At 69.5% G+C, this 23,875-nt stretch carries 26 protein-coding genes and 1 tRNA gene; 8 read left to right on the top strand and 19 right to left on the bottom strand.

What is annotated here, in order from left to right; genetic code table 11:
* Window positions 1–62 precede the first annotated feature (62 nt).
* Window positions 63–135 (top strand) — tRNA-Asn (locus J7D54_RS08340).
* A gap of 87 nt (window positions 136–222) precedes the next feature.
* Here J7D54_RS08340 and J7D54_RS08345 read toward each other — a convergent pair.
* Together J7D54_RS08345 and J7D54_RS08350 are read right to left on the bottom strand one after the other, a co-directional pair.
* Window positions 223–903 (bottom strand): DUF6766 family protein, encoded by a 681-nt coding sequence (locus J7D54_RS08345; RefSeq protein ID WP_182763484.1) that lies wholly within the window; start codon window positions 901–903, stop codon window positions 223–225.
* 85 nt (window positions 904–988) lie between these two features.
* A complete protein-coding gene (locus J7D54_RS08350; protein WP_182763485.1) occupies window positions 989–1,381 on the bottom strand; it encodes a hypothetical protein in 393 nt (130 codons plus the stop codon).
* A gap of 123 nt (window positions 1,382–1,504) precedes the next feature.
* Between J7D54_RS08350 and ybaK the strand changes: the two genes are divergently transcribed.
* On the top strand, window positions 1,505–1,996 hold the full coding sequence (ybaK, locus tag J7D54_RS08355) for a Cys-tRNA(Pro) deacylase (RefSeq protein WP_182763486.1): 492 nt from the start codon (window positions 1,505–1,507) through the stop codon (window positions 1,994–1,996).
* 31 nt (window positions 1,997–2,027) lie between these two features.
* On the top strand, window positions 2,028–2,690 hold the full coding sequence (locus J7D54_RS08360) for a GNAT family N-acetyltransferase (protein WP_182763487.1): 663 nt from the start codon (window positions 2,028–2,030) through the stop codon (window positions 2,688–2,690).
* On the opposite strand, the gene J7D54_RS08365 is transcribed toward J7D54_RS08360, so the two are convergent.
* Genes J7D54_RS08365 through hisI form a run of 8 tightly spaced genes read right to left on the bottom strand, consistent with a single transcriptional unit; the run spans window position 2,677 to window position 8,388 of the window.
* Window positions 2,677–3,297 (bottom strand): SCO family protein, encoded by a 621-nt coding sequence (locus tag J7D54_RS08365; protein WP_182763488.1) that lies wholly within the window; start codon window positions 3,295–3,297, stop codon window positions 2,677–2,679. The two genes, J7D54_RS08360 and J7D54_RS08365, sit on opposite strands and share 14 nt — an antisense overlap.
* A complete protein-coding gene (gene trpA, locus J7D54_RS08370; protein WP_182763489.1) occupies window positions 3,294–4,142 on the bottom strand; it encodes a tryptophan synthase subunit alpha in 849 nt (282 codons plus the stop codon). The genes J7D54_RS08365 and trpA overlap by 4 nt, the downstream gene beginning before the upstream one ends.
* The gene (gene trpB, locus J7D54_RS08375) at window positions 4,139–5,374 is read right to left on the bottom strand and encodes a tryptophan synthase subunit beta (RefSeq protein ID WP_182763490.1); all 1,236 of its coding nucleotides are present in this window, start codon (window positions 5,372–5,374) and stop codon (window positions 4,139–4,141) included. Before trpB ends, trpA begins: the two co-directional genes overlap by 4 nt.
* A complete protein-coding gene (gene trpC, locus J7D54_RS08380) occupies window positions 5,374–6,168 on the bottom strand; it encodes an indole-3-glycerol phosphate synthase TrpC (RefSeq protein ID WP_182763491.1) in 795 nt (264 codons plus the stop codon). The genes trpB and trpC overlap by 1 nt, the downstream gene beginning before the upstream one ends.
* Window positions 6,165–6,371 (bottom strand): HGxxPAAW family protein, encoded by a 207-nt coding sequence (locus tag J7D54_RS08385; protein ID WP_076058596.1) that lies wholly within the window; start codon window positions 6,369–6,371, stop codon window positions 6,165–6,167. The genes trpC and J7D54_RS08385 overlap by 4 nt, the downstream gene beginning before the upstream one ends.
* 42 nt (window positions 6,372–6,413) lie before the next feature.
* Entirely contained in the window at window positions 6,414–6,575 is a 162-nt protein-coding gene (locus J7D54_RS08390) for a hypothetical protein (RefSeq protein ID WP_158069024.1), read from the bottom strand.
* Complete coding sequence (locus J7D54_RS08395) at window positions 6,572–8,062, bottom strand: anthranilate synthase component I (protein ID WP_245243920.1); 1,491 nt, start codon at window positions 8,060–8,062, stop codon at window positions 6,572–6,574. The genes J7D54_RS08390 and J7D54_RS08395 overlap by 4 nt, the downstream gene beginning before the upstream one ends.
* Window positions 8,059–8,388: a phosphoribosyl-AMP cyclohydrolase gene (gene hisI, locus J7D54_RS08400; protein WP_370585844.1), complete on the bottom strand. Its 330-nt coding sequence runs from the start codon at window positions 8,386–8,388 to the stop codon at window positions 8,059–8,061. Before hisI ends, J7D54_RS08395 begins: the two co-directional genes overlap by 4 nt.
* Window positions 8,389–8,436: 48 nt before the next feature.
* Here hisI and J7D54_RS08405 point away from each other — a divergent pair, with 48 nt between their 5' ends.
* Window positions 8,437–9,045 (top strand): maleylpyruvate isomerase family mycothiol-dependent enzyme, encoded by a 609-nt coding sequence (locus tag J7D54_RS08405; RefSeq protein ID WP_182763492.1) that lies wholly within the window; start codon window positions 8,437–8,439, stop codon window positions 9,043–9,045.
* Here the strand turns inward: J7D54_RS08405 and gatB are convergent.
* The 7 genes from gatB to J7D54_RS08440 all read right to left on the bottom strand — a co-directional run bounded on the left by gatB (window position 9,032) and on the right by J7D54_RS08440 (window position 15,584).
* Window positions 9,032–10,528: an Asp-tRNA(Asn)/Glu-tRNA(Gln) amidotransferase subunit GatB gene (gatB, locus tag J7D54_RS08410; RefSeq protein WP_182763680.1), complete on the bottom strand. Its 1,497-nt coding sequence runs from the start codon at window positions 10,526–10,528 to the stop codon at window positions 9,032–9,034. The two genes, J7D54_RS08405 and gatB, sit on opposite strands and share 14 nt — an antisense overlap.
* The gene (gene gatA / locus J7D54_RS08415) at window positions 10,525–12,033 is read right to left on the bottom strand and encodes an Asp-tRNA(Asn)/Glu-tRNA(Gln) amidotransferase subunit GatA (protein WP_209455266.1); all 1,509 of its coding nucleotides are present in this window, start codon (window positions 12,031–12,033) and stop codon (window positions 10,525–10,527) included. The genes gatB and gatA overlap by 4 nt, the downstream gene beginning before the upstream one ends.
* Window positions 12,030–12,323, bottom strand: a complete 294-nt coding sequence (gene gatC / locus J7D54_RS08420) for an Asp-tRNA(Asn)/Glu-tRNA(Gln) amidotransferase subunit GatC (protein ID WP_076058586.1) — start codon at window positions 12,321–12,323, stop codon at window positions 12,030–12,032. Before gatC ends, gatA begins: the two co-directional genes overlap by 4 nt.
* Before the next feature lie 71 nt (window positions 12,324–12,394).
* Window positions 12,395–12,592 (bottom strand): hypothetical protein, encoded by a 198-nt coding sequence (locus tag J7D54_RS08425; RefSeq protein ID WP_245244228.1) that lies wholly within the window; start codon window positions 12,590–12,592, stop codon window positions 12,395–12,397.
* A gap of 45 nt (window positions 12,593–12,637) precedes the next feature.
* The gene (locus J7D54_RS08430; protein ID WP_182763495.1) at window positions 12,638–13,591 is read right to left on the bottom strand and encodes a uroporphyrinogen decarboxylase family protein; all 954 of its coding nucleotides are present in this window, start codon (window positions 13,589–13,591) and stop codon (window positions 12,638–12,640) included.
* Complete coding sequence (mnmA, locus tag J7D54_RS08435) at window positions 13,591–14,664, bottom strand: tRNA 2-thiouridine(34) synthase MnmA (protein ID WP_182763496.1); 1,074 nt, start codon at window positions 14,662–14,664, stop codon at window positions 13,591–13,593. The genes J7D54_RS08430 and mnmA overlap by 1 nt, the downstream gene beginning before the upstream one ends.
* A gap of 29 nt (window positions 14,665–14,693) precedes the next feature.
* On the bottom strand, window positions 14,694–15,584 hold the full coding sequence (locus J7D54_RS08440) for a LysR family transcriptional regulator (protein ID WP_182763497.1): 891 nt from the start codon (window positions 15,582–15,584) through the stop codon (window positions 14,694–14,696).
* A 70-nt stretch (window positions 15,585–15,654) separates the two neighbouring features.
* Between J7D54_RS08440 and J7D54_RS08445 the strand changes: the two genes are divergently transcribed.
* On the top strand, window positions 15,655–16,653 hold the full coding sequence (locus J7D54_RS08445) for a YeiH family protein (RefSeq protein WP_209455098.1): 999 nt from the start codon (window positions 15,655–15,657) through the stop codon (window positions 16,651–16,653).
* Here the strand turns inward: J7D54_RS08445 and J7D54_RS08450 are convergent.
* Entirely contained in the window at window positions 16,650–17,765 is a 1,116-nt protein-coding gene (locus J7D54_RS08450) for a cysteine desulfurase family protein (protein ID WP_182763499.1), read from the bottom strand. The two genes, J7D54_RS08445 and J7D54_RS08450, sit on opposite strands and share 4 nt — an antisense overlap.
* A gap of 97 nt (window positions 17,766–17,862) precedes the next feature.
* Between J7D54_RS08450 and glgX the strand changes: the two genes are divergently transcribed.
* The 3 genes from glgX to J7D54_RS08465 are packed head-to-tail and all read left to right on the top strand — an operon-like array spanning window position 17,863 to window position 23,195.
* On the top strand, window positions 17,863–20,031 hold the full coding sequence (glgX, locus tag J7D54_RS08455; RefSeq protein ID WP_370585845.1) for a glycogen debranching protein GlgX: 2,169 nt from the start codon (window positions 17,863–17,865) through the stop codon (window positions 20,029–20,031).
* 9 nt (window positions 20,032–20,040) lie between these two features.
* A complete protein-coding gene (locus J7D54_RS08460; RefSeq protein WP_245243921.1) occupies window positions 20,041–22,047 on the top strand; it encodes a maltotransferase domain-containing protein in 2,007 nt (668 codons plus the stop codon).
* Window positions 22,044–23,195 carry a phosphotransferase gene (locus J7D54_RS08465; RefSeq protein ID WP_182763501.1) on the top strand — a complete coding sequence of 384 codons (1,152 nt, stop codon included), beginning with the start codon at window positions 22,044–22,046 and terminating at the stop codon, window positions 23,193–23,195. The genes J7D54_RS08460 and J7D54_RS08465 overlap by 4 nt, the downstream gene beginning before the upstream one ends.
* Here J7D54_RS08465 and J7D54_RS08470 read toward each other — a convergent pair.
* On the bottom strand, window positions 23,174–23,836 hold the full coding sequence (locus J7D54_RS08470) for an RNA polymerase sigma factor (RefSeq protein WP_182763502.1): 663 nt from the start codon (window positions 23,834–23,836) through the stop codon (window positions 23,174–23,176). The two genes, J7D54_RS08465 and J7D54_RS08470, sit on opposite strands and share 22 nt — an antisense overlap.
* Between the last annotated feature and the right edge of the window lie 39 nt (window positions 23,837–23,875).

Here is a 23,875-nt window from a genome sequence, read left to right on the forward strand (position 1 = left end):
TCGCCATCCGGCAGAATCATCTGCTAACGTTCTTCATCGCGTGGTCATCCACTGACCACCGGTCCCTGGTAGCTCAATTGGCAGAGCATCTGACTGTTAATCAGAGGGTTACTGGTTCGAGTCCAGTCCGGGGAGCTAGAGCAAACACGCTCTGACAAGCTGAACGGCCCTTCCAAGCTCCATTGGAGGGGCCGTTCTTTTTTAGCCAACCTCGCGACTCCTCTAGGGGTTCTCGTGGTGCGGCATGCCCACCGGCTTGGATTCCGGGGAGTTCCGCTGCCGGAGGAACACCGCGAAGATCGCCATGGACCCCACTGCAAGGAACTCGGACTGCCAGTTCTGGAACGTCCTGCTCCAGAACTCCGGTTGGAGGAGGTAGTCACCCAGGCTGAGCGGATCGAGCAGGTCGCGCAGGCGTTCCTCGTTGTAGGCGACACGACCAGCCACCGCCTGAGCAGCCCAGGACAACACGAAGATGGCGAACATCACGATGGTCAGCGACATCGAGAACACGCTGGTACGCCACCCGCCGACCCGGGCAAGCTGCGGCGAGTCAGGCCGGGCGAACTCCCCCACCATCTCCTCCGAGTCGTCGTGCGGCCCCATCTCCTGGGGCGGCTTGGACTCCGACGAACCCCGCTGGACCAACCAGACGGTGAGCAGGATGAAGAGCGTGAACTGGAGGTACTCGGACTGCCAGTTCTCCGCCACGTCGACGGCGAACGAAGAGGACGTCAGGTAGCGCCACATGTCGATCTCGGCCAGGCCCGCCGTGCGGGCCTCCAGGTTGTAGTGGGCCTGACCGGCGAAGGCCTGGCCGATCAGCGCGAGCAGCAGCAGGATGCCGAAGCCGATGGACAGGGAGTTGTCGCGCAGCGCGGACGGGACTCGTGGATCCTTCACCGCGCCACCGCCGCAATGATGAAGACGGCGAGCAGCCCCAGCAGGATGAACAGCAGGTACGTCCAGAACACAACCCTCGCGAGAATCATGCCTTCACCTCACACTCGTACGGCCGGGCGGGATCCGCCTCTTCACGGACGCATCCCGCTGCGGTCACCAGCCAGCCCTCAGGGAACCGCGCCAGGAACACGACGTCATCCGCGAGTCGCACCTGGGCGCTCTCACCCGCGACCTCCCCGCCCTCCACGTCAGAGGCCGAGGGCAGCCCCAGTTCCTCAAGGACTGCGGCGCAATCGGTGCCCGAGTCCTTCTCCACGCTCTTGCGGGTCTCCGGCGCGAGCATCTCGCACGCCTCCGCCGGAGTGGCTCCCACGAAGGCGCGGGCGGCGTCTTCCACCTCGCCCTCGCGGGCGTCGGCCGAGCAGCCGGCCACTGCCAGACCGGCGATCACCACAGCGGCCATCCAGTTTCTTGCCACGAGTTCAACCTCCTCGAGACAGCGGGGCCCATATCCGGGTGAACCCGTCCGAGAAAGCCGACAGTAGTCCCGGACAGGTGCTTCGAATCACACCCTTGTGGGCTACGACAGTAGGCTTCGCCCATGGCCAAGAAGCAGCACGGCGGCACGGGCACGCCCGCCACCAGCGCCCTGGACCAATCGAAAGTGCCCTACACCATCCACACCTACGACCACGATCCCGCCTCACCCTCCTACGGTCTCGAAGCAGCGGAGGCGCTGGGCAGGCCGGCCGAGGAAGTGTTCAAGACGCTGCTCGTCGATACCGGCGCGGGGCTCGCCGTCGGGGTGGTCCCGGTCCATCTGCAACTGGACCTGAAGGCGCTCGCGGGCGCCCTGGGGGTCAAGCGCCTCACCATGGCCGCTCCTCCCGCGGCCGAACGCTCCAGCGGGATGGTGGTCGGGGGCATCTCCCCCATCGGTCAGCGCAAGGCACTGCCCACGGTGCTCGACGCGTCGATGCAGGGCAGGGCCACAGTGCTGGTCAGCGGCGGACGACGCGGCCTGGACGTCGAACTCGCCCCTGCTGACCTGGCGCGCCTCACCGGGGCCACCTTCGCTGCCATCGCCAGGTGAGCCACCGGGCCCGGCCGCTAGCCTGTCCACCATGGCCTGGTCAGACATCTTCCCCTTCATGGGCGTGTCCATCCGCTGCGGTGACCTCACGCTCAGCGCGATGACGCCCGACGACGTGCCGGCGCTGCTCGCCGTCGCGGGCCGCGGCATCGTGCCGGACGGTTCCGGCTACCCGTTCCTCACCGACTGGGCACTGCTCCCGAAGGACCAGCGGGAGCTGAGTTCCACGCAGTTCTACTTCTCGAGGTGGAGCACCGCCCACCCCGGACGGTTCGAACTCCTCATGGTGGCGCGTCAGGGAGACAGGGTGCTGGGCGCCCAGGACCTTCGGGCGGCCGACTTCGCGGTGCGCCGAACGGGCTTCACCGGGTCCTGGCTGGGCCGGGAGTTCCATGGCAGCGGCATCGGCACCCGCATGCGTCAGATGATCTGCGCCTTCGCCTTCGACGAACTGGGCGCCATCGAGATGCGCACCGAGGCCTATGCCGACAACCCGGCATCGAACAGGGTGAGCCAGAAGACCGGCTACCGGGAGTTCGACCGCGCCCGCGTCAACCGCCTGGGCGAGGCCGCGACCGAGGTGCGCCACAAGCTCACCCGGGAGCAGCTGACCAGGCCGGAGGAGCCGATCAGCTACGACGGCGGCCAGGCCCTGCGCCGATTCCTCGGCATCTCCTGGGTCAGCCCGCGATGAGGCGTTCGTAGTCCTCGCGCATCTCGCCGGGCGGAACCTCGTTCCACACGACGGCCAGCTTGCGGTCCTCGCCGAAGCCCAGGATGTAGCTGCCGTGGTCCACCTCATAGCCACCGGACGGCAACTGCTTGCCCTCGGCGATGTCGATGCCGAGGCTCAGCGCGGCGGGCTTGATCAGGTCGAGGCTGCCGGTGAGCCCGATGAAGGACTCGTCGACCCGACGCAGGTACTCCTTCAGCGCCTCGGGGGTGTCACGGGCCGGGTCCGTCGTGACGACGATGAGCGTGATGTCATCAACGATCTCAGGCGGGAGGCGGCGCTTGGCCGTGGCCATGTCCGCCATGATGCCGGGGCACACGTCTGGGCAGTTGGTGTACCCGAAGAAGAGGGCCAGGGCCTTGGTGGTGACGTCCGTGGCCAGGTTGAACGGGTTGCCGTCCTGGTCCGTCAGGGTCACGTCCGGAACGGGGTTGCCGCCGCCGGACAGGTGCGTGCCGTGCCACTCACCCGCGCCCTCGATGTCGGCAGGAGGCTCGTCGGCGGCGGGGCTGCAGGCAGCCAGCAGCGCGGTGGCACCGGCGCCGAGAAAGAGGCGTCGTCCTATCACCGGCGAGCCCGCTCGACGCCCGCCGCAAGGTCGTCGGCCAGCGCCCGGAGCTTCTGCAGGTCGCCGTGCATGTCCAGCCCGTCCGACGACATACACTTCACCAGCGCCGAGCCGACGATCACCAGATCCGCGAAGCTACCGATCTCGGCCGCCTGGTCCCCGTCGCTGACGCCCAGGCCGATGCCGATGGGCAGCGACGGATCAACGGCGCGGGCGCGCTCCACGATCACGGGGGCCGCGTCGGAGGTCTGGCTCCGCACACCGGTCACGCCCATGACGGACGAGGCGTAGACCCAGCCGCGGCAGGACTCCATGGTGAGTGCGATCCGCTCGTCGGTGGATGACGGGGCGATCAGGAAGACCCGGTCCACATCGTGCGCGTCCGAGGCCTCGAACCACTCCGGGCAGTCGTCCGGCGGCAGGTCGGGCGTGATGACGCCCGCTCCCCCGGCCGCCGACAGGTCCCGGGCGAACGCGTCGACCCCGTAGGCCTCCACGAGGTTCCAGTAGGTCATGACCATCGGCGTGGCACCGGCCGATGCCACGGCCTCGACGGCGAGGAAGGCGTCCCTGGTGCGGACGCCGCGCGCGCGGGCCTTGGTGGTGGCGTGCTGGATGACCAGCCCATCCATCAACGGATCCGAGTACGGGATGCCGATCTCGACGATGTCGGCGCCACGGCCCTGCGTCCCCTCGACGAGGGCCTTCACCACGGACAGCGAATCCGGCACCGTGGGGTAGCCCACCGGGTAGTAGCCCACCAGCGCAGGGCGCCCCTCGTCGAGGCAGCGGGCGACAGCGGCACCCGAGTTACCGAGGCGCTTGGGATCTGTGAACTGGCTCATTCGAACGCTCCCACCGTCACGTCAGGCTGGCCTGACAGGCCGAAATACTCGAACGCGGTGGCCACATCCTTGTCGCCCCGCCCGGAGAGGCACACGAGGATCGACGGCGTCGCCGAGGGATCCTGCTGCGCCAGTTGTCGGCCGAGCCGCAGCGCACCGGCCAGGGCGTGAGCCGACTCGATGGCAGGGATGATGCCCTCGGTGCGGGTCAGCAACTTGAAGGCCTCCATGGCCTCCGCGTCGGTGACCGGCTCGTAGACGGCACGGCCCGTGTCCGCCAGGTAGGCGTGCTCCGGCCCGACACCCGGGTAGTCGAGGCCGGCGGAGATGGAGTGCGACTCGATGGTCTGCCCGTCCGCGTCCTGCAGCAGGAAGGTGCGCGCACCGTGCAGCACGCCGGGGGTCCCGGCCGTGATGGTCGCCGCGTGACGGCGGGTCTCGATGCCGTCGCCCTCTGCCTCGAAGCCGTACAGGCCGACACCCTCGTCGCCGATGAACTCGTAGAACATGCCGATGGCGTTGGAGCCGCCGCCGACGCAGGCCGCCACGTAGTCCGGCAGGCTGCCGTGGTCGTCGAGCATCTGCTGGCGGGCCTCGACGGAGATGACGCGCTGCAGTTCGCGGACCAGGTACGGGAACGGGTGTGGACCGCCCACGGTGCCGATGAGGTAGTGCGTGTGGTCCACCGTCGTCACCCAGTCGCGCATGGCCTCGTTCATCGCGTCCTTGAGGGTGCGCGAGCCCGCGGCGACCGCGTACACCTCGGCGCCGAGCAGCTGCATGCGGGCGACGTTCAGCGCCTGACGCTGGGTGTCCACCTCCCCCATGTAGACGCGGCACTCAAGGCCCAGCAGCGCAGCCGCAGTGGCTGTGGCCACCCCGTGCTGTCCTGCGCCGGTCTCCGCGATCACGCGGGTCTTGCCCATGCGCTTGGTCAACAGGGCCTGGCCCAGGACGTTGTTGATCTTGTGGGCGCCGGTGTGGTTGAGGTCCTCGCGCTTGAGCAGGATGCGGGCGTTACCCGCATGCTTGGAGAACTCATCGGCGACCGTGATCGGCGTAGGCCGGCCGGCGTAGTCGCGCTGCAACCTGGCCAGCTCCGCGTGGAACGTCGGGTCCGCCCAGGCCTCGTCGAACGCGACGATCAGTTCGTTCAGCGCCGCTTGGAGTGCCTCGGGCACGAAACGGCCGCCGAAGCGGCCGAAGTGTCCCCGGGAATCGGGAAGGCTCATCAGTGCTTTGCCCTTTCTGCGGCAGCCATGAAGCTGCCGATGGCGTGGGTGGGGTCGCCGTGTTTGACGAGCGCCTCCCCCACGAGGATGACGTCTGCCCCCTCGGCCGCGACACGCGCCACGTCGTCGGCGGACTGGATCCCCGACTCCGCCACCTTCACGGCGGCATCGCCGATGCGCTCAGCCAGGCGGCCGAAGGTGGCCAGGTCGACGTCGAGGGTCTTCAGGTTCCGGTTGTTGACGCCGATGAGGCCGGCCCCGGCGGCGAGCGCCCGGTCCACCTCCTCAGCGGTGTGGGTCTCGACCAGCGCGGTCATGCCGAGCTCTGCGGTCAGCCCCAGGAAGCGGGTGAGTTCGTCGTCGGTGAGCGACGCGACGATCAGCAGCACCAGGTCCGCACCGTGGGCGCGGGCCTCGTGGAACTGGTACTCCTCCACCATGAAGTCCTTGCGCAGCACCGGGATGCGGACGCGCTCACGTACGGCGTCGAGATCCGCCAGCGAACCGTTGAACCGGTGCTTCTCCGTGAGAACAGAGATGGCTGCGGCGCCGCCCGCCTCGTAGGAGGCGGCGAGCCCGGCAGGATCCGTGATCATGGCGAGGTCGCCCTTCGACGGCGACTTGCGCTTGACCTCCGAGATCACGGCGAGTTCGGGCGCGCGGAACCGGGGCATCGGGTCGAGTGCCGGCGTTGCCTGCTGGGCGGCGCGAATGACCTCGTTGATGGAGGTGCGGGCCTTGCGTTCCTCTAGGTCTCGCCGGACTCCGGCGATGATGTCGTCGAGGACGGTCACGGCTGACCCAGACCCATGGCCTTCATGATCATGGTGGTCAGTGCCCCGACGAGAATCACGGCTGCGCCGACGATGACCCAGAGCCACGCCGGGCCCAGCATGGCGGCCACGCAGGCGATGGTGAAACCGACAGCGGTCAGCACCGATCCGGTCCAGGCGGCAGGACTCCGGCCGTGGTGGTAGTACTTCGGGGTACGAGCCATGAGCGCGACCTTTCTCTGAACGAGGGGGTTCAGCCCCAGAGCCTACCCTCTATCAGTAGGGTCGGCACCGTCGTCCATCGCCTTCCAGAGGTCCTCCGGCTGCTCCGGCGACTGCACTTTCGGGCGGCGCCGGGGCTTCCAGAACCAGAAGAGCAACGCGCCCGAGGCCAGCACCCCGAGGATGGGCCAGATGACCTCGGTCATGCCGTCGCCATGGCCTCTGCTCGCCCGATCGCCGCGATGACGGCGCGCGCCTTGTGGGAGCACTCGGCGTCCTCCGTCTCCGGTACCGAATCCGCCACGACGCCGGCGCCGGCCTGGACATAGGCGACACCGTCGGCCAGCACCGCGGTACGGATGGCGATGGCCACGTCCGAGTTGCCGGCGAAGTCGAAGTAGCCCACCACTCCCCCGTACAGGCCCCGCCGCGAGACCTCCAGCCGGTCGATGATCTCCATGGCCCGCACCTTGGGCGCGCCCGACAACGTGCCGGCCGGGAAGCAGGCCAGCGTCGCGTCGAGGGCGGTGCGGCCCGCCTCCACCCGGCCGGAGACCGCGGCCTCCAGGTGCATGATGTGGCTGTAGCGGCGCACGTTCATGAACTCGTGGACGGTGACCGAACCGGCTTCGCAGATGCGGCCCAGGTCGTTGCGGCCCAGGTCCACGAGCATCAGGTGCTCCGCCTTCTCCTTGGGGTCTGCCAGCAGCTCCTCCGCCATCTGGCGGTCCTCCTCCGGCGTCCGGCCCCGGGGCCGCGAACCGGCGATGGGCCGCGTGGTGGCCACGCCGTCCTGCACCGTGACGAGCGCCTCCGGGCTGGAGCCGACGATGTCGAAGCCCGGCAGACGCATCAGGTACAGGTAGGGGCTGGGGTTGGTGAGGCGCAGGGCGCGGTACACCTCGAACGCGTCCGCGCTGGTGGGGATGTCGAAGCGCTGCGACACGACGATCTGGAAGGCCTCGCCCGCGCGGATCTCGTCCTTCACCTCGTCCACCATCGCGCGGAACTCCTCCGACGAGCGTTGCCGCTGGACCTCGGGTGTGCGCGGTTCGCCCTCCTGGCACACCAGCGCGACGCGGGGCTGGCGCACCTGCTCCGCCATGGTCTCGACGGCGGCCACCGCGTCGTAGTAGGCGCGCTCCGCACCCTCCGGGGTGCCGTCGTAGTTGATGGCGTTGGCAATGAGCCAGAGTTCGCCGCGGTGGTGGTCCAGCACGGCCAGTTCGGAGCTGAGCATCATGACCAGCTCCGGCAGTTCAAGCTCGTCGACGGTGGTCTCAGGCAGCTTCTCGAGCCGGCGCACCACGTCGTAGCCCAGGTAGCCCACCATGCCCGCGTGGAACGGCGGCAGGCCGGGGGTCGCCGGGGTGGCCAGCTCCGCCAGGGTTTCGCGGAGGACGACGAGCGGGTCGCCGTCGGCGGGGATGCCCACCAGCTCGCGGCCGATCCAGGCGGCCTGGCCGTCGCGTTCGGTGAGCATGGCGGCAGAGCGCACGCCCACGAAGGAGTAGCGCGACCAGACACCCGCGTCTGCGGATTCGAACAGGAACGTCCCCTCCCGGGCGCCGCACAGCGCCTGGTAGAGCGCGACGGGGGTGAGATCGTCCGCGAGCAGCTTGGCGTGCACGCTGATGACGCGACGATGGTTGGCGAGTTCGACGAACTCATCGAGCGTGGGAGAGACGATCACTGTGCGGTGTCCTGAGCGGTCAGAGGGGTGAAGAAGCAGGTGCGGTTGCCGGTGTGGCAGGCGGCGCCGGTCTGGCGCACGGTGAGCAGGACGGTGTCGCCATCGCAGTCGACGGCCACGCTCTCGACGGCCTGGTGGTGGCCGGAAGTCTCCCCCTTGACCCAGAATTCCTGCCTGGACCTCGACCAGTAGGTGGCCCTGCCGGTGGTGAGGGTGCGGCGCAGCGCCTCCTCGTTCATCCAGGCCATCATCAGGACCTCGCGGGTCTCTGCGTCCTGGGCGATGGCGGGCACCAGCCCGTCGGAGTTGTAGGTCACAGTCGGCATGAGCATCATTGTGCCGCACGTGTCCGAACCCCCTCCTAGACTGCCCACATGAAGTTCGTCCACCGCCAGCGCGCCGCCCTTGCAGACCTGCTCGAAGAACTGGGGCCGTTCGCCCCCACCAAGTGTGAGGGTTGGCAGACCCAGGACCTTGCCGCCCACCTGTACGTACGTGAACACCGCCTAGACGCCCTGCCCGGCATCGGCTCCGAGCGCTTCGCCGGACACACCGAGCGGGTCCAGAACCTCGAGCTGCACCGCCGCGGGTTCCTGCCGCTGGTGGAGGCCGTCCGCAGGCCCGGCTGGATCATGCGGCCGCTGGATCAGCTGGTGAACTCCTCGGAGCTCTTCATCCACCACGAGGACGTCCTGCGCGCCAACGGTCGCTCGCAGACGCTCACCGCGGAGGACCAGGAGCACCTGTGGCCGTTGGCGAAGGTCCTGGCCAGACGTGCCCAGATACGGTTCGGCGGCCGGCTGCTCATGACCCGCACGGACACCGGCCACGAACGCCAGATCGGTCAGGGAGACCGCACCGTGCACCTCGCCGGGCTGCCGTCGGAACTGCTCCTGCACCTGAGCCAACGCGAGGGCGACGTCACGCTCACGGGCGAGACGGCCGCCATCGACGCGTGGCGTACCGCGATCAGTCCGTTGTGAGCTTCGCGAGGATCAGTTCGCGCACCTTGGCCGCATCGGCCTGGCCGCGCATGGCCTTCATGATCTGACCGATCAGCGCACCGGCCGCCTGGACCTTGCCGCCGCGGATACGCTCGGCGATGTCCGGGTTGGCGGCGATCGCCTCGTCGACGGCGGCACCCAGGGCGCCTTCATCGGAAACGACGGCGAGGCCACGCTTCTCGAGGACCACGGCGGGTTCCCCTTCGCCGGCGAGCACGCCGTCGATGACCTGGCGGGCGAGCTGGTCGTTGACCTTGCCCTCGTCCACCAGCGCCTGCACCGCAGCCACCTGGACGGGGGTGATGGCGAGGTCCTCCAACTCGATGCCGGCCTCGTTGGCCCGGCGGGAGAGGTCTGAAACCCACCACTTTCGGGCGGCCGCCGGGGAGGCGCCTGCGGTGACGGTGTCCTCCACCAGCCCCAGGGCACCGGCGTTGACGATGCCGCTGAAGTCGATGTCGTTGAAGCCCCACTCGCGCTGGAGGCGGCGCCGGTGCTCCGTCGGCGGCTCCGGCAGCGTGGCGCGCAGTTCCTCCACCCACTCGCGCGACGGCGCGATCGGCATCAGGTCCGGCTCCGCGAAGTAGCGGTAGTCCTCCGCGTCGGACTTCACGCGGCCGGCCGAGGTGGTGCCGTCTGCCTCATGCCAGTGGCGGGTCTCCTGCACGATGGAGCCGCCAGCGTCGAGGATGGCCGCCTGCCGCGTCATCTCGTAGCGGACGGCGCGCTCGATGGAGCGAAGGGAGTTGACGTTCTTGGTCTCTGTGCGGGTGCCGAGCTTGTCGCTCCCGATGGGTGCGATGGACACGTTCGCGTCGCAGCGCAGGGAGCCCTGCTCCATCCGTACGTCGGACACGCCGAGGGCCTTGAGCAGGTCGCGCAGCTGCGCCACGTAGGCGCGCGCCACCTGGGGCGCCTTGTCACCGGCGCCCAGGATGGGCCGGGTGACGATCTCGATGAGGGGCACGCCGGCACGGTTGTAGTCGATGAGCGAGTAGTCCGCCCCCTGGATCCGGCCGGAGCCGCCCACGTGGGTCGCCTTGCCCGCGTCCTCCTCCATGTGCGCGCGCTCGATCTCGACGCGGAAGGTCTCGCCGTCGACCTCAACCTCGACCCAGCCGTCGAAGGCGATGGGTTCGTCGTACTGGGAGGTCTGGAAGTTCTTGGTCATGTCCGGGTAGAAGTAGTTCTTCCGGGCCATGCGGCACCACTCGGCGATCTGGCAGTTGAGGGCCAGACCGATGCGGATGGCGGACTCGACGGCCTTGCCGTTGATCACCGGGAGCGAGCCGGGCAGGCCCAGGCACACAGGGCACACGTGCGTGTTCGGGTCGCCGCCGAATTCGTTGGCGCAACCGCAGAACATCTTGGTGTTGGTGTTGAGTTCGACGTGGGTCTCGAGACCCAGTGCAGGCTGATACCTCGTGAGGAGATCGTCGTAATCGACCAGTTCAGTCATCAGTAAACCGCCTTCGATCCCTCGAGCTGAGTCATTTCGCGCCACATCGGGCCGCCCCACTGCGCTTCCAGCGCCCGCTCCAGCACCGCGCCGACCCGGTAGACGCGGGCGTCCTCCATGGGCGGGGCCATGACCTGCAGGCCGGTGGGCAAACCGTCGCTGAGGCCCGACGGGAACGAGCCGGAGGCGTTGCCCGCCATGTTCGACGGGATTGTGCAGAGGTCTGCCATGTACATGCTCATGGGGTCTGTCATCCGCTCCCCCACCTTGAACGCCGTGGTGGGCGTGGTGGGCGAGACCAGCACGTCGACCACCTCGAAGGCGCGGTCGAAATCCGCCTGGATGAGCGAGCGGACCTTCTGCGCCGAGCCGTAGTAGGCGTCGTAGTAGCCCGCGGAGAGGGCGTAGGTGCCGATGATGATGCGGCGCTTGCCTTCGCGGCCGAAGCCGGCCTCGCGGGTGAGGTTCATGACCTCTTCCGCCGAGCGGGAGCCGTCGTCGCCGGCGCGCAGGCCGTAGCGCATGCCGTCGAAGCGGGCCAGGTTCGAGCTGAGCTCCGCAGGCTGGATCAGGTAGTACGCGGGCAGCGCGTAGGTGAATGCCGGGCAGGACACCTCGACGACCTCGGCCCCGGCCTGACGCAGCAGTTCCACCGCCTCGTGGAAGCGCTCGAGCACGCCCTCCTCGTAGCCGTCGCCCCTGAACTCGGTGACGATGCCGACCTTCATGCCTTTGAGGTCGGTGGCCTGCGCCGCCGCCACGAGTTGGGGTACGGGCTGGTCGAGCGACGCGGAGTCCTTCGGGTCGTGGCCGCTGATGATCTCCTGCAGCAGGGCCGCGTCCTCGGCGGTGCGGGCGCACGGGCCGGGCTGGTCCAGACTGGAGGCCATGGCCACCAGGCCGAAGCGCGACGAGCCGCCGTAGGTGGCCTTCACGCCGACGGTGCCGGTGACGGCACCCGGCTGGCGGATCGAGCCGCCGGTGTCGGACCCGATCGCCAACGGCACCATGAACGCCGCAACGGCCGCTGCCGAACCGCCGCCGGAGCCGCCGGGCACCCTGTCGGTGTCCCACGGGTTGCGGCTGGGGCCGAACGCGGAGGTCTCAGTCGAGGAGCCCATCGCGAATTCGTCCATGTTGGTCTTGCCGATGATGACCAGGCCGGCATCGCGCAGGCGAGCCACGACGGTGGCGTCGTAGGGCGGCACCCAGCCTTCGAGCATGCGGGAACCGCACGTCGTCGGAAAGTCGGTGGTGCAGTAGTTGTCCTTGACGCCCACGGGCACGCCGGCCAGCGGACCCAGTTCCTCGCCGGCTGCGCGGCGCTGGTCCACGGCGCGTGCCTGCTCGAGCGCGTGCTCACCGTCGACGGCCAGGAACGCGTTCAGGGCGGGGTTCACGGCCTCGATCTGCTCGAGGCAGGCGCGGGTGAGTTCCTCGGAGGTGAGTTCCCGGGCGGCCATCAGCCGGCCCAGTTCGGCGGCGGACTTCGTGATCATCTGGCTCAGTCCTCACTCAGGATCTGGGGCACGCGGAAGCGGCCGTCCTCGTGGTCCGGCGCGCCGGAGAGTGCCTGCTCCTGCGTGAGGCCGGGGGTGACCACGTCGTCGCGGAAGACGTTGCTGACAGGGAGGGCGTGGGTCGCCGTCGGCACATCGGGGCCTGCGACCTCCGACACGCTGCGGACGGATTCCAGGATGACGTCCAGCTCGGGGGCAAGCTCCGCGCACTCCTGCTCGGTGAGCTGGATGCGGGCCAGAGCGCCCAGCCGGGCCACGTCGTCGGCGGTGAGACCCACGTCGATACTCCCTCGGTTGGTGCGGTGCCGCAGAATGCGGCCTGCCCCATCTTAGGGGTAGACGGCGGGGGTCATCCCCCGGTGAGGATCAGGTAGAACATGCGCCCCAGGAAGAACAGCCCGGTGGCGATGGCCACGGTGATGATGGGCACGATGATGCGCTGGAACTTCTTCCACCGCGTGCCGGGGACGCCACGGGGGCCCCACGAGCCACGGGCCGGCTGCACCCGGGTGGGCGTCTGGCCGTCGAGGTTCAGGTTGGAGAACATGCGCACGTGCCCAGCTTAGGCGCTGGCGGCGCACTGCCCATCCCCTCAGCCCTGGCCGAGGAGTTCCTCGGTGAGGGAGGCAGCGCGGGCGAGGGCGTCGAACTGCGGCACGACGTCCTGCTGCCGCCACCCGGCCAGCCCGCAGGCCGTGCCGAGCAGCAGGTGGTCGCCGGCCTCTGCCTGGATCGCCCGGAGCACGCGCAGGGCCTCGTTCACCAGGGCATCCACCCCCTGCGGCCGGCCCGGACCCGTGTCGACGACGCCCAGCACCAGGGTGCGGCGTTCGTCGGCCCACTGCGCCAGCTCATCCAGATCCGCCAGGCGGGAATCGACGGCGGCCCCTGCGAACCCGGCGCGCCGGGCCAGTTCCAGCCAGCGGCCGGGGGCGCAGTTGTGCAGGAGGGCACCGTCGGCGAAGGGCTTCAGGGCCTCGACGGCAGCGGCCTCCGAGACACTCCGGTGCCTGCTGAAACCGCTGGCGGTGGGGATGTCGCCCCCGACGACGGCGGCGAGCGCCGGTTCGTCCACCTGCACCAGCACGGTGGAGTCGGGCAGGCGCCGGCTGAACTCACCGCGGAGCACGGCCACCGCCTCGACGAGGGCCTCAGCCAACTCCCGACGCGCCCCGTGATCTGCCAGCAGCCGGTCGCCGGTGGGACGCTCTACCGCCGAGGCCAACGTCCACGGCCCCGCAACGGCGACCTTGAGCGTGCCCGCGAACTCCTGCAGCAATTCTTCCGCGTCGTCCAGGTCGTGGCGCCACTGTGCCCTGGCGCGCCGGTGTTCGGCGTCCGGGTGGTGGGTGAGCCGCCACCCGGCGGGCTGCAGGTCGAACGCGAGCCCATCGACGAGGCCCAGCGTGCGCCCGATCATCGCCGAGGCCACTCCCCTGGCGGGCAACTCCGGCAGCGGCAGCACGTCGGGCAGCGCCTCTGCCATCGCGGAGAGGGCGCCACGGAAATCCGTGCCGGGCAGCGACCCGGCAGCGGTGATCCGCATCACCGCGCCTCGGCGATGACGGCCGAGCCCACCACGCGGCTGCCGTCGTAGACGACGACGGTCTGGCCGGGGGCCACTCCGGAGGCGGGTTCGTCGAGCGCCACCACCAGGTCGCCGTCGAGAAGGGAGATCGTGGCGTCCTGTGGGATGCCGTGCGCCCGGTACTGGGCGTGCCCGCGCCAGGGGCCCTCGATGGGCGACTCCGTCCAGGTGGGACGGATGCCGCGCAGCGAACGCACGGCGAGGTCCTCGCGGGCACCGACGACGACCGTGTTGCTCACCGGCTCGATGCTCAGCACGTAGCGGGGTTCGCCCGTGGGTGCGGGGACGCGCAGGTCGAGCCCCTTGCGCTGGCCGACGGTGAAGCGGTGGTGCCCCTGGTGCTCGCCGAGCACCTGCCCGTCGGCGTCGATGATGGGGCCCGGCTTGTCGTCGAGGTAGCACGACAGGAAGCCCTGGGTGTCGCCGTCTGCGATGAAACAGATGTCGTGGCTGTCGGGCTTCTTCGCCACGCCGAAACCGAGCGCGGCCGCCTCCTGCCGCACCACGGGCTTCTCCACGTCGTGCAGCGGGAACAGGCAGCGGCTCAGCTGCGCCTGGTTCAACATGCCCAGCACGTAGGACTGGTCCTTGGCGGCGTCCGCAGCGCGGTGAAGCGACACCGAGCCGTCGTCGTGGCGCTGCAGGTCTGCGTAGTGCCCGGTGGCGACGGCCTCGAAACCGAGCGCGACACCCCTGTCGAGCACGGCGGCGAACTTGATCTTCTCGTTGCACCGCAGACAGGGGTTGGGGGTGCGGCCGGCCTGGTACTCGGCGATGAAGTCCTCGACGACCGCCTCATGGAACTCCTCGGCGAAGTCCCACACGTAGAAGGGGATGTCCAGCTTGTCCGCCACGCGGCGGGCGTCGTGCGAGTCCTCCAGCGAGCAACAGCCGCGGGCTCCGGAGCGGTACGACGCTGGGTTCTTCGAGAGCGCCAGGTGCACGCCCGTCACATCGTGGCCCTCTGCCACGAGGCGCGCGGCGGCGACGGCGGAGTCCACTCCGCCTGACATGGCAACCAGAACCCGCATGGCCCTCCTTGGATGATCGGCACCCAAGTCTAGGCGCCCATCGCCGTGGCCAGAAAAAGGGCGGCGGGGCCCGTGGGTTCGGACGGCCCCAGCCAGACGGCGTGCAGGTCACGCTCGATGCTGCCGCCGACGATCGGCACCGCCAACAGCCTGCCGGCGACCAACCCGCTGAGGACCGCGTGGATGGAGAGGACGGCGGGCCCCAGCCCCGCCGCCACGGCAGCGACCACCGCGCCGTTGCTCGAGAGCTCCACGAGGGGGGCGACCCGGCGGCCGGGCACCGCCTGGTCGAGGAATGACCTGGTGCCCGAGCCGCGTTCCCGTTCCACCAGTGCGGTGACGGCCAGCTCCTCGACGGTGACGCCCCCACGCCTGTCCGCCCAGGGATGCTCCGGAGCGACCACCACGACGAGCCGGTCGGCGCCGACGCGGACCCGCTGCAGGTCGCCCGGCACTTCCGGGCCCTCCACGAACCCGAGGCCCACCCGCCCGCGGCGCACGTCCTCGATGACGTCGGCCGAGTTGTGGATCACCATGCTGGCCGCGACGCCGGGGTGGTCGCGCCGCATGGCGGCCAGCCAACTGGGCGCGAGGTATTCGGCGATCGTCATGCTGGCGGAGACCACCAGGTCGCGACCCTCGTGCTGCAGCGCGGCGACCCCCTGCAGCAGGCGGTCCATCGCCATCACCACGCTGCGCGCCCATTCGACGAGGAGCTCCCCGTCGGCGGTCAGAGTGGAGCCTGCGGCGCTCCGGGTGACCAGCGTGAGCCCGAGCCGCTGCTCCAGGCCGGCCAGGGTCCGGCTCGCGTTCGACTGGGCCATCCCGACAGCCCGGGCTCCGGCACCCAGGCCGCCTTCGTCGGCGACGGCAACCAACAGGCGCAGGGCCGCGACGCCGGGCTCGTGGGTCAGAGACATATCGGGAGCATATGCCCTCATGTCCGATGCGGGTTACCGCCTCCGGCCAGAGATTCTCCACACTCTTCCTGTGACCACAGCAACAGCCGCCAGAACGAGCACGTCCGTTCTCCCGGGGCTCGCCGCAGCCTTCGCCGCAGCCCTGCTCGCCGTCGCCATCGGCCAGGTGGTCCCCACCCTCAGCCCGCTGCTGGTGGCGATCATCCTCGGCGTCCTCTGGCGGAACCTCGCGGGGCAACCGGCCTCATGGGCACCGGGTGTCGCCGTCGCGGGCAAGCGCGTGCTGCGGATCGGCATCGTGCTGCTGGGCTTCCAGGTGTCGCTCGTCGAAGTGCTCGGGCTCGGCGCCGGCACGCTCCTGCTGGTGGTGGCCGCCGTCGGCGTCACCTTCTTCACGACGCGACTCCTGGGCAGGCGGCTCGGGTTGTCCATGGCGCAGAGCACCCTGATCGCCGCCGGCTTCTCGATCTGCGGTGCCGCCGCCGTGGTGGGGGTCGAGCCGGTCACCGACGCCGACGAGAACGACACTGCCAGCGCCGTCGCCCTGGTGGTGGTGTTCGGCACCCTCCTGATCCCGCTGCTGCCCCTCGCGGTGGCTGCCCTGAACCTCGGCGCCCAGGCGGGCGGCATGTGGGTGGGCGCCTCGACGCACGAGGTGGCGCAGGTGGTGGCCGCCGCCGGCCTGATCGGCCCAGAGGCGCTGACGGTGGCGGTCACGGTGAAGCTGGCCCGCGTCCTGTGCCTCGCACCCATGGTCGCACTGCTGGCCCTGGGGCGCCGCCGCCGCGCGACCGCCGACACCTCCGCGCTGCCGCAGATCGTGCCGCTGTTCATCGCCGGCTTCGTGGTCGCCATGCTCGTGCGCACCGTCGGCATCCTGCCGGGGGACGCGCTGGGCGCGATCACGGTGGGGCAGAAGCTGCTCCTCGCCGCCGCGATGTTCGCGCTCGGGCTGGGGGTGCACGTGAAGTCCATGCTGACGGTGGGCGGCAAGCCGTTCATCCTTGCCACCATCGCCACCGGCATCATCACCTCGATCGGGCTCGCCGGCGCCCTGGTCCTGGCCTAGAACGCCGCCCGCGCCTGCTGCAGCGCCTCGGGGAGCACCTGGCACAAGCCGTCGATGTCGGCATCCGTCGTCGACCAGCCCACCGAGAACCGCAGCGACTGGGTCGCCTCGTCGGGGGTACGGCCCATCGCCAGCAACACGTCGCTGGGCTGATGCACCCCGGCCCTGCAGGCAGACCCGACGGACGCGTACACACCTCGCTGGTCCAGCAGGAACAGGAGGTCGTCGGCCCTGATGCCGTCGAAGGTCACGTTGACGATGTGCGGTGCGCCGTCGTCGCGGCTGTTGAGCCGGCCACCGGCGCCGACCGCCGCCGCTGCGATCCGTCGGCTGAGGCCGCGCAGCCGTCCAGCCTCCTCAGACAGCGACCCGACGGCGGTGCTCGCGGCCCGCGCGAAGGCCGCCGCCAGGATCACCGGCACCGTCCCTGAGCGCACCTCCCGCTCCTGGCCGCCGCCCAGGCCGGTGGCCCGCGGCACCACCTCGCGCCTGGCGAGGAGCGCGCCGACGCCCACGGGGCCGCCGATCTTGTGCGCGGACAACGCCATCAGGTCCGCGCCGCTGGCCGCGAAGTCGACGGGCAGGTGCCCGAGCGCCTGCACCGCGTCCACGTGCAGCCACGCACCCGCCCGCGTGGCCAGGTCACGGATGTCGTCGACCGGCTGCACGATCCCCGTCTCGTTGTTGACCGCCATCACCGAGACGACGCCGACCCGCTCGTCGATCAACTGCGCAGCCTCCGCGACGTCCACCCATCCCTCCGCCGTGACCGGGATGGTTTCCGCGCCCCGGTGGACGGCGCCCAGGACGGCGGGATGCTCCACGGCGGACACGAGGCACCGGTCCCGGCCCTCGTCGCGTCGCTTCGCCCAGCCCCCCAGCACGGCGATGCTGTCCGCCTCGGATCCCCCTGACGTGAAGACGACCTCGGTCGGGTGCGCCCCCACCGCCGCGGCCAGTTCCTCCCGTGCCTCCTCCAGGACGGCGCGTGCACGCTGGCCGGGCCGGTGCAGCGAGGAGGGATTCCCCACGAGGGAAGCGAGCTCCGTGAACACCGTTATGCTGTCTCCGCGCATGGGGGACGACGCGGCGTGATCGAGGTAGACCGACATAACCTCAGCCTAGAGGCGCGGCGCGCAGACCAATTAGTCCCAACGCAGCCCCAGTGGCAGAATGAAGCGCCGTTCCACCCCTCTGATGAAAGACAGCATGATCCCCCAATCGGCCCCTGACAGCCGCTCCCTAGGCGCCCACATCACTGATGCCGGAGTCCGCTTCGGATTGTGGGCACCTCGCGCGACGGCAGTCGAGCTGGTGCTGGTGGACCAGACCAACCATCAGTTCAACCACCACATGACCGCCGACGACCGAGGGCTCTGGACGGTCGAGATCCCGGGCATCGGCGCCGGCCAGGCTTACGGCTACCGGGTGCACGGCCCGTGGGACCCGAGTGCGGGCAGCCGCTTCAATCCGGCCCGCCTCCTGCTGGACCCCTACGCCCGCGCCATCAGCGGCGGCGTCGACTTCCGTGGCCCCATCCTCGACCACGTGCCGGGCGACCCCTTCACCATCTCCACCTGGGATTCCTTCGGAGCCGTGCCGCTGTCGGTGGTGGTGCGCGACACCCCGCCGCCCAAGGCCATCGAGAAGCGCCGGCCGATGTCGGAGACGATCATCTACGAGACGCACCTGCGCGGCTTCACCAAGATGCACCCGAGCGTGCCGGAGCACCTGCGCGGTTCCTACCTCGGCATGGCGGACCCGGCGGTCATCGCCTACCTCAAGGACCTGGGCGTCACGGCGGTCGAGTTCCTCCCACTGCACCACTTCGTCTCCGAGCCGTTCATCGTGGCCAAGGGCCTGCGCAACTACTGGGGCTACAACACGCTCGGCTTCTTCGCCCCGCACGCCTTCTACGCGCCCCGCGGCACCGTCGGTGACCAGGTGTCCCAGTTCAAGGCCATGGTCTCCGCCCTGCATGAGGCCGACATCGAGGTGCTGCTCGACGTGGTCTACAACCACACCGGCGAGGGTGGCCACCAGGGCCCCACCCTGTCCATGCGGGGCATCGACCACGACGCGTACTACCGCCTCACCAACGACCGCCGCAACGACTACGACGTCACCGGCACCGGCAACTCCGTCAACACCGCCCACCCCATGGCCCTGCAACTGGTGATGGATTCGCTGCGGTACTGGGTCACGGAGATGGGCGTCGACGGCTTCCGCTTCGACCTGGCCACCACCATGATCCGCGACGCCCAGCACCACGTCGACCAGAACCACGCCTTCAAGCAGCTCGTGGCGGCGGACCCCACCTTCGACGGCATCAAGATGATCGCCGAACCGTGGGACGTCGGCCCCTACGGCTACCAGGTGGGCGCCTACGGGCCCGGCTGGTACGAGTGGAACGACCGGTTCCGCGACCACGTGCGCGACTACTGGCGCGGCGGCGTACACGGGGTCCAGGAGCTGGCCACCCGGCTGGCCGGTTCGCCTGACATCTTCGACCAGCCCGGCCGCAACCCCCAGGCGAGCATCAACTTCGTCACCGCGCACGACGGCTTCACGATGCTGGATCTGGTCAGCTACGACGTCAAGCACAACTGGGACAACGGCGAGGCCAACCGCGACGGCAGTGACAACAACCGCTCCTGGAACCATGGCTGGGAGGGCGAGACGCCAGACCCCGAGATCAACGCGCTGCGTCGCCGCCAGGTGCTCAACATGATGGCCACCCAGCTGCTGGCCGCCGGCACGCCCATGCTGACGGCCGGAGACGAATTCGGCCGCACGCAGAAGGGCAACAACAACGCCTACTGCCAGGACTCGCCCACGTCCTGGGTGAACTGGGACATCGCCCCCGAATGGCAGGCCGTGCGCGACCGCATCCGTGACCTCATCGCCATCCGGCAGCGGCACTGCGCGTTCCGGCCGGTTGACTACGCCTACCACACCGAGATCATCAACCAGCACGGCGAGAACCTGCAGCGCGTCGACCTCACCTGGATGGACGGCCGCTACGGCGAGATGAGCCAGGACGCCTGGCACGACGGCGCCCGCCGCCTACTGGGGATGTACGTCTCCAACGACCACGAGGGCTTCCTCACCTGGTTCAACTCGGACCCGGAACCGCAGCGCATCGTGTTGCCCACCATGCCCTGGGGGCAGGCCTACGAGGTCATCTGGCATTCCGGCGACGAGGGCGAACTGCCGGAGGGCGAGCTGCCCGCGCTCGGCGAATTCGACATCCCCGGCCGCACCGTCGCGCTCATGCGGGTCAGCGTGCCGCTCAACTCCAAGGAGCTGCTCGCGCTCCAGGCCGAGTCGGAGCCCTCGTCGTACGACCTCGTTCCGGGCGGCACGTCCAACAGCTAGGCTGGCGGCGTGACTGAGGACATCTCGCCCCGTATCAGCAAGCGCATCGTCCGGACAGACGGAGGCTTCGGCCGCATCCCCGTCACCGGCGTCACTCCCGTCATCGAGGGAGGGGCCTACCCCGTCAAGGCCGTGGTCCATGAACGCATCCTGATCCAGGCCTGCGTCTTCCGGGAGGGCCATGACGCGGTCAACGCATCGGTCATCCTCACCTCCCCCGGCGGCACCCAGCGCCGCGTCGACATGAAACAGGTCGAGCCGATGGGCCTCGACATCTGGCAGGCGCACGTGCGCATGGCCGCAGAGGGCGACTGGACCTACCGCATCGAGGGCTGGTCAGATCCCTGGGGCACCTGGCGCCACGCCGCGGAGAAGAAGCTCCCGGTCGGGGTCGACGTCGAACTGGTCTGCATGGAGGGCCGTGACCTCCTGGAGCGGGCCGCCCAGCACGCGGACCAGCTGCGGGTAGCCGGCGCCGCCCACCTCCTGCGCGGCGCGTCCGAGACGATCACGCCGGAGACGGACATCGAGGAGATCCTCGAGCTGGTCACCTCCGGCCCCATCCACCGGGCCATGGCCCGCTTCGGCCCGCGCGAAATGGTCTCCCCCACCCCCGACTACCCCATCAGGGTCGAGCGTCGGCGCGCGCTGTACTCCTCCTGGTACGAGTTCTTCCCCCGTTCCCAGGGCGCCCATGTGGACGAGCACGGCACCTGGCACTCGGGCACGTTCGATTCTTCGCACGAGCGTCTGGAGGCTGCCGCCGCCATGGGCTTCCACGTGGTCTACCTACCGCCCATCCACCCCATCGGCACCGCCTTCCGCAAGGGGAAGAACAACTCCCTGGACCCCAGTCCGCAGGATCCCGGTTCCCCGTGGGCGATCGGCTCCCCGGACGGCGGGCACGACGCGATCCACCCGGATCTCGGCAACTTCGAGGACTTCGACAGGTTCGTCGCGAAGGCCCGTTCGCTGGGCCTGGAGGTGGCGCTCGATCTGGCGCTGCAGGCCTCGCCGGACCACCCCTGGGTACAGGACCACCCTGAATGGTTCACCACCCGGATGGACGGCACCATCGCCTACGCCGAGAACCCCCCGAAGAAGTACCAGGACATCTACCCCGTCAACTTCGACCTCGACCCGGTGGGCATCTACCACGAGGTGCTGCGCATCGTGCGGTTCTGGATCGACCGCGGCGTGAGCATCTTCCGCGTCGACAACCCCCACACCAAGCCCGTCGAGTTCTGGGACTGGCTCATGAGCCGGGTCTACGAGACAAACCCAGAGGTGATCTTCCTCGCGGAGGCGTTCACGAAGCCGCAGATGATGGCCGCGCTCGGCAAGGTGGGCTTCCACCAGAGCTACACCTACTTCACCTGGCGCAACGCGAAGTGGGAACTCGAGGAGTACCTCACCGAGCTGTCCTCGGAGATGGCCTCCTTCTACCGGCCCAACTTCTTCGTCAACACCCCGGACATCAACCCGCTCTACCTGCAGTCGGGCAACCCGGCCGCCTTCTCGATCCGGGCTATCCTGGCCGCCACCATGTCCCCCACCTGGGGCGTCTACTCCGGCTTCGAACTCTTCGAGCACGAACCGCTGGCCGAAGGCGGTGAGGAATACCTCAACTCGGAGAAGTACGAGTACCGGCCGCGTGACTACAACGCGCAGCCCAACCTCAACCTCCTGTTGGGGAGGCTCAACGAGATCCGCGAGCAGCACCCGTCGCTGCAGCAGCTGCGCGACATCCACCTCCACCATGCAGCGCACGACCAGGTCATCGTCTACTCCAAGCGCGACGCCGACGACCTGGTCGTCGTCGTGTGTTCCCTGGACCAGGACGCCACCGTGGAGTCGCCCGTCATGCTCGACTTCGACGCGCTCGGTTTCCCGAACCGCGCCACGGTCAAGGTGCACGACCTGCTGACCGGCGAGGAATACCAGTGGGGCCGCGAGTCCTTCGTCCGGCTCTACCCCGGCAAGCCCGCCCACATCTTCCACGTGACGGCCGAATGACCGGCACCGATGATCTCTGGAACCTCGCGCTCACGCAGCGGTGGTTCTCCGGGCGCGAGGGGCGCCCCGTCGACGTCGAGTACGGCGATTGGCTCCCCTCGGAAGACGCCGAGGTCCGTCTCCGGCCGGCGGTGCTCGTCGTCGAGTTCGCCGGCGGACGCCGGGAGCGCTTCCTCATTCCGCTGCTGTACCGCGGCAGGGAGGACCCCGTTGACGCCTGCGACGACGGCGCGGTCCTGCTGGACCTGCTCCGCGCCGAGGCCCCTGGCTTTGAACGGTTGCGCGACGTGCCGGAGGGCCTACCCGCCCGCCGCTACACGGGCGAGCAGTCCAATACGAGCATCTTCTACGGCACGCAGCTGCTGGCGAAGGTGTTCCGCCGCCTCGAGCCTGGCGTCAACGCGGATGTGGAGGTGCACAGGGCGCTGGCCGGCAGCGGCGTGGTGGCCGAGCTCTATGGCGCGTGGCGGGTCGACGGCACTGACTACGCCGTTTTCCTGGAGGCGCTGAAGGCCCCGCAGGACGGCTACCTGCTCGCCTGCGAATTCGCTTCCGAGGGCCGCAGTTTCGCAGACCATGCGCAGGCGCTGGGCGTCGCGCTCGCCACGGTGCACCACCGCCTCGCGGCCCATTTCCCGATGTCGACCACCGACGGCACCCGGCTGGCGGACGACTTCAGGCGGCGTTTCCGCACCGTCGTGGCAGAGGTGGGCGCCGTCGAGCCGTATCAGCCCGCCGCCGAGGCCGTGTTCGCCCAGGTCGCGGACCACCAGGTGCCCACGCAACGCGTGCACGGCGACTGCCACCTCGGCCAGGTCCTCCTCAGCGAGGGCCGGTGGATCTACGTCGACTTCGAGGGCGAGCCCCTGAAGTCGATCGAGGAGCGCAGCCTGCCGGATTCACCGTTGCGCGATGTCGCCGGCATGCTGCGTTCCTTCGCCTACGCCGCAGCGGCCGGCGAAGCCGACGATGCCTGGCTCACCGAGGCCCGCGATGCCTTCCTGCGCGGCTACGGGCAGGACCACATCGACGCGCCGCTGCTGGCGGCCTACGAGATCGACAAGGCGGGGTACGAGGCGACCTACGAGTCGCGCTACCGCCCCCACCTGCTCGGCGTCCCCCTGGGCTACCTCGACACGCTCGGCTGAAGCGCCCCGGCCACTGCCAGCCGGTGCCTCACCAGCACTGCTCGCAGCAACTGGTCGAAGCGCGTCCGGTCCAGAGCCGGCGCCCCCTGGAGCGGGCGAATCCCGCCGCCCCTACTCAGCCGAGCCTTGACCGTGTGGATGCCCACCACCTGATGCACCGCGATCTGCTCGTAGGTCAATCCACACATGTCGCGCAGCACCAACGCCTCCCTGATGACCACCGGCAGAGACTCCACCACCCCCCGCAGCCGCAGTTCGACCGGATCCGTGCACACGGGCACGGGAAGCGCCGCCTGCCTGAGCGGCTCAGGGCTCCGTTGCCGATGCCAGGCGACCGCCCGGGACGTCCCCGCCGCCACCAAGCTCAGCCACTGGCCGAACGCCACCGCCCCGCTGTAATCAGTGATCGCCCTCCTCGCGTTGCCGAACGTGTGCGCCAGAGCATCCATCGCGTCGCGCGGGTCGTTGGTGATCCTCAGACAGACGGACCACAGCGTGTGACGGTGGGGCTCGAGCAGCGCCCCGAACGCACGCTCATCCCCCGCGCGTGCCGCGTCGATGGCAAAGGTCCTTGCCGCTATGTCGCCCACCGACGTGATCGTCATGTTGTCCCCCCTGAAATCAACGGTGACCTGAGCCATATCCTCGTCCGGCGGCTTAAGGGATTCTTAAACTTCCTT

This window comes from Tessaracoccus sp. MC1865 (assembly GCF_017815535.1).
Taxonomy (GTDB): Bacteria; Actinomycetota; Actinomycetes; order Propionibacteriales; family Propionibacteriaceae; genus Arachnia.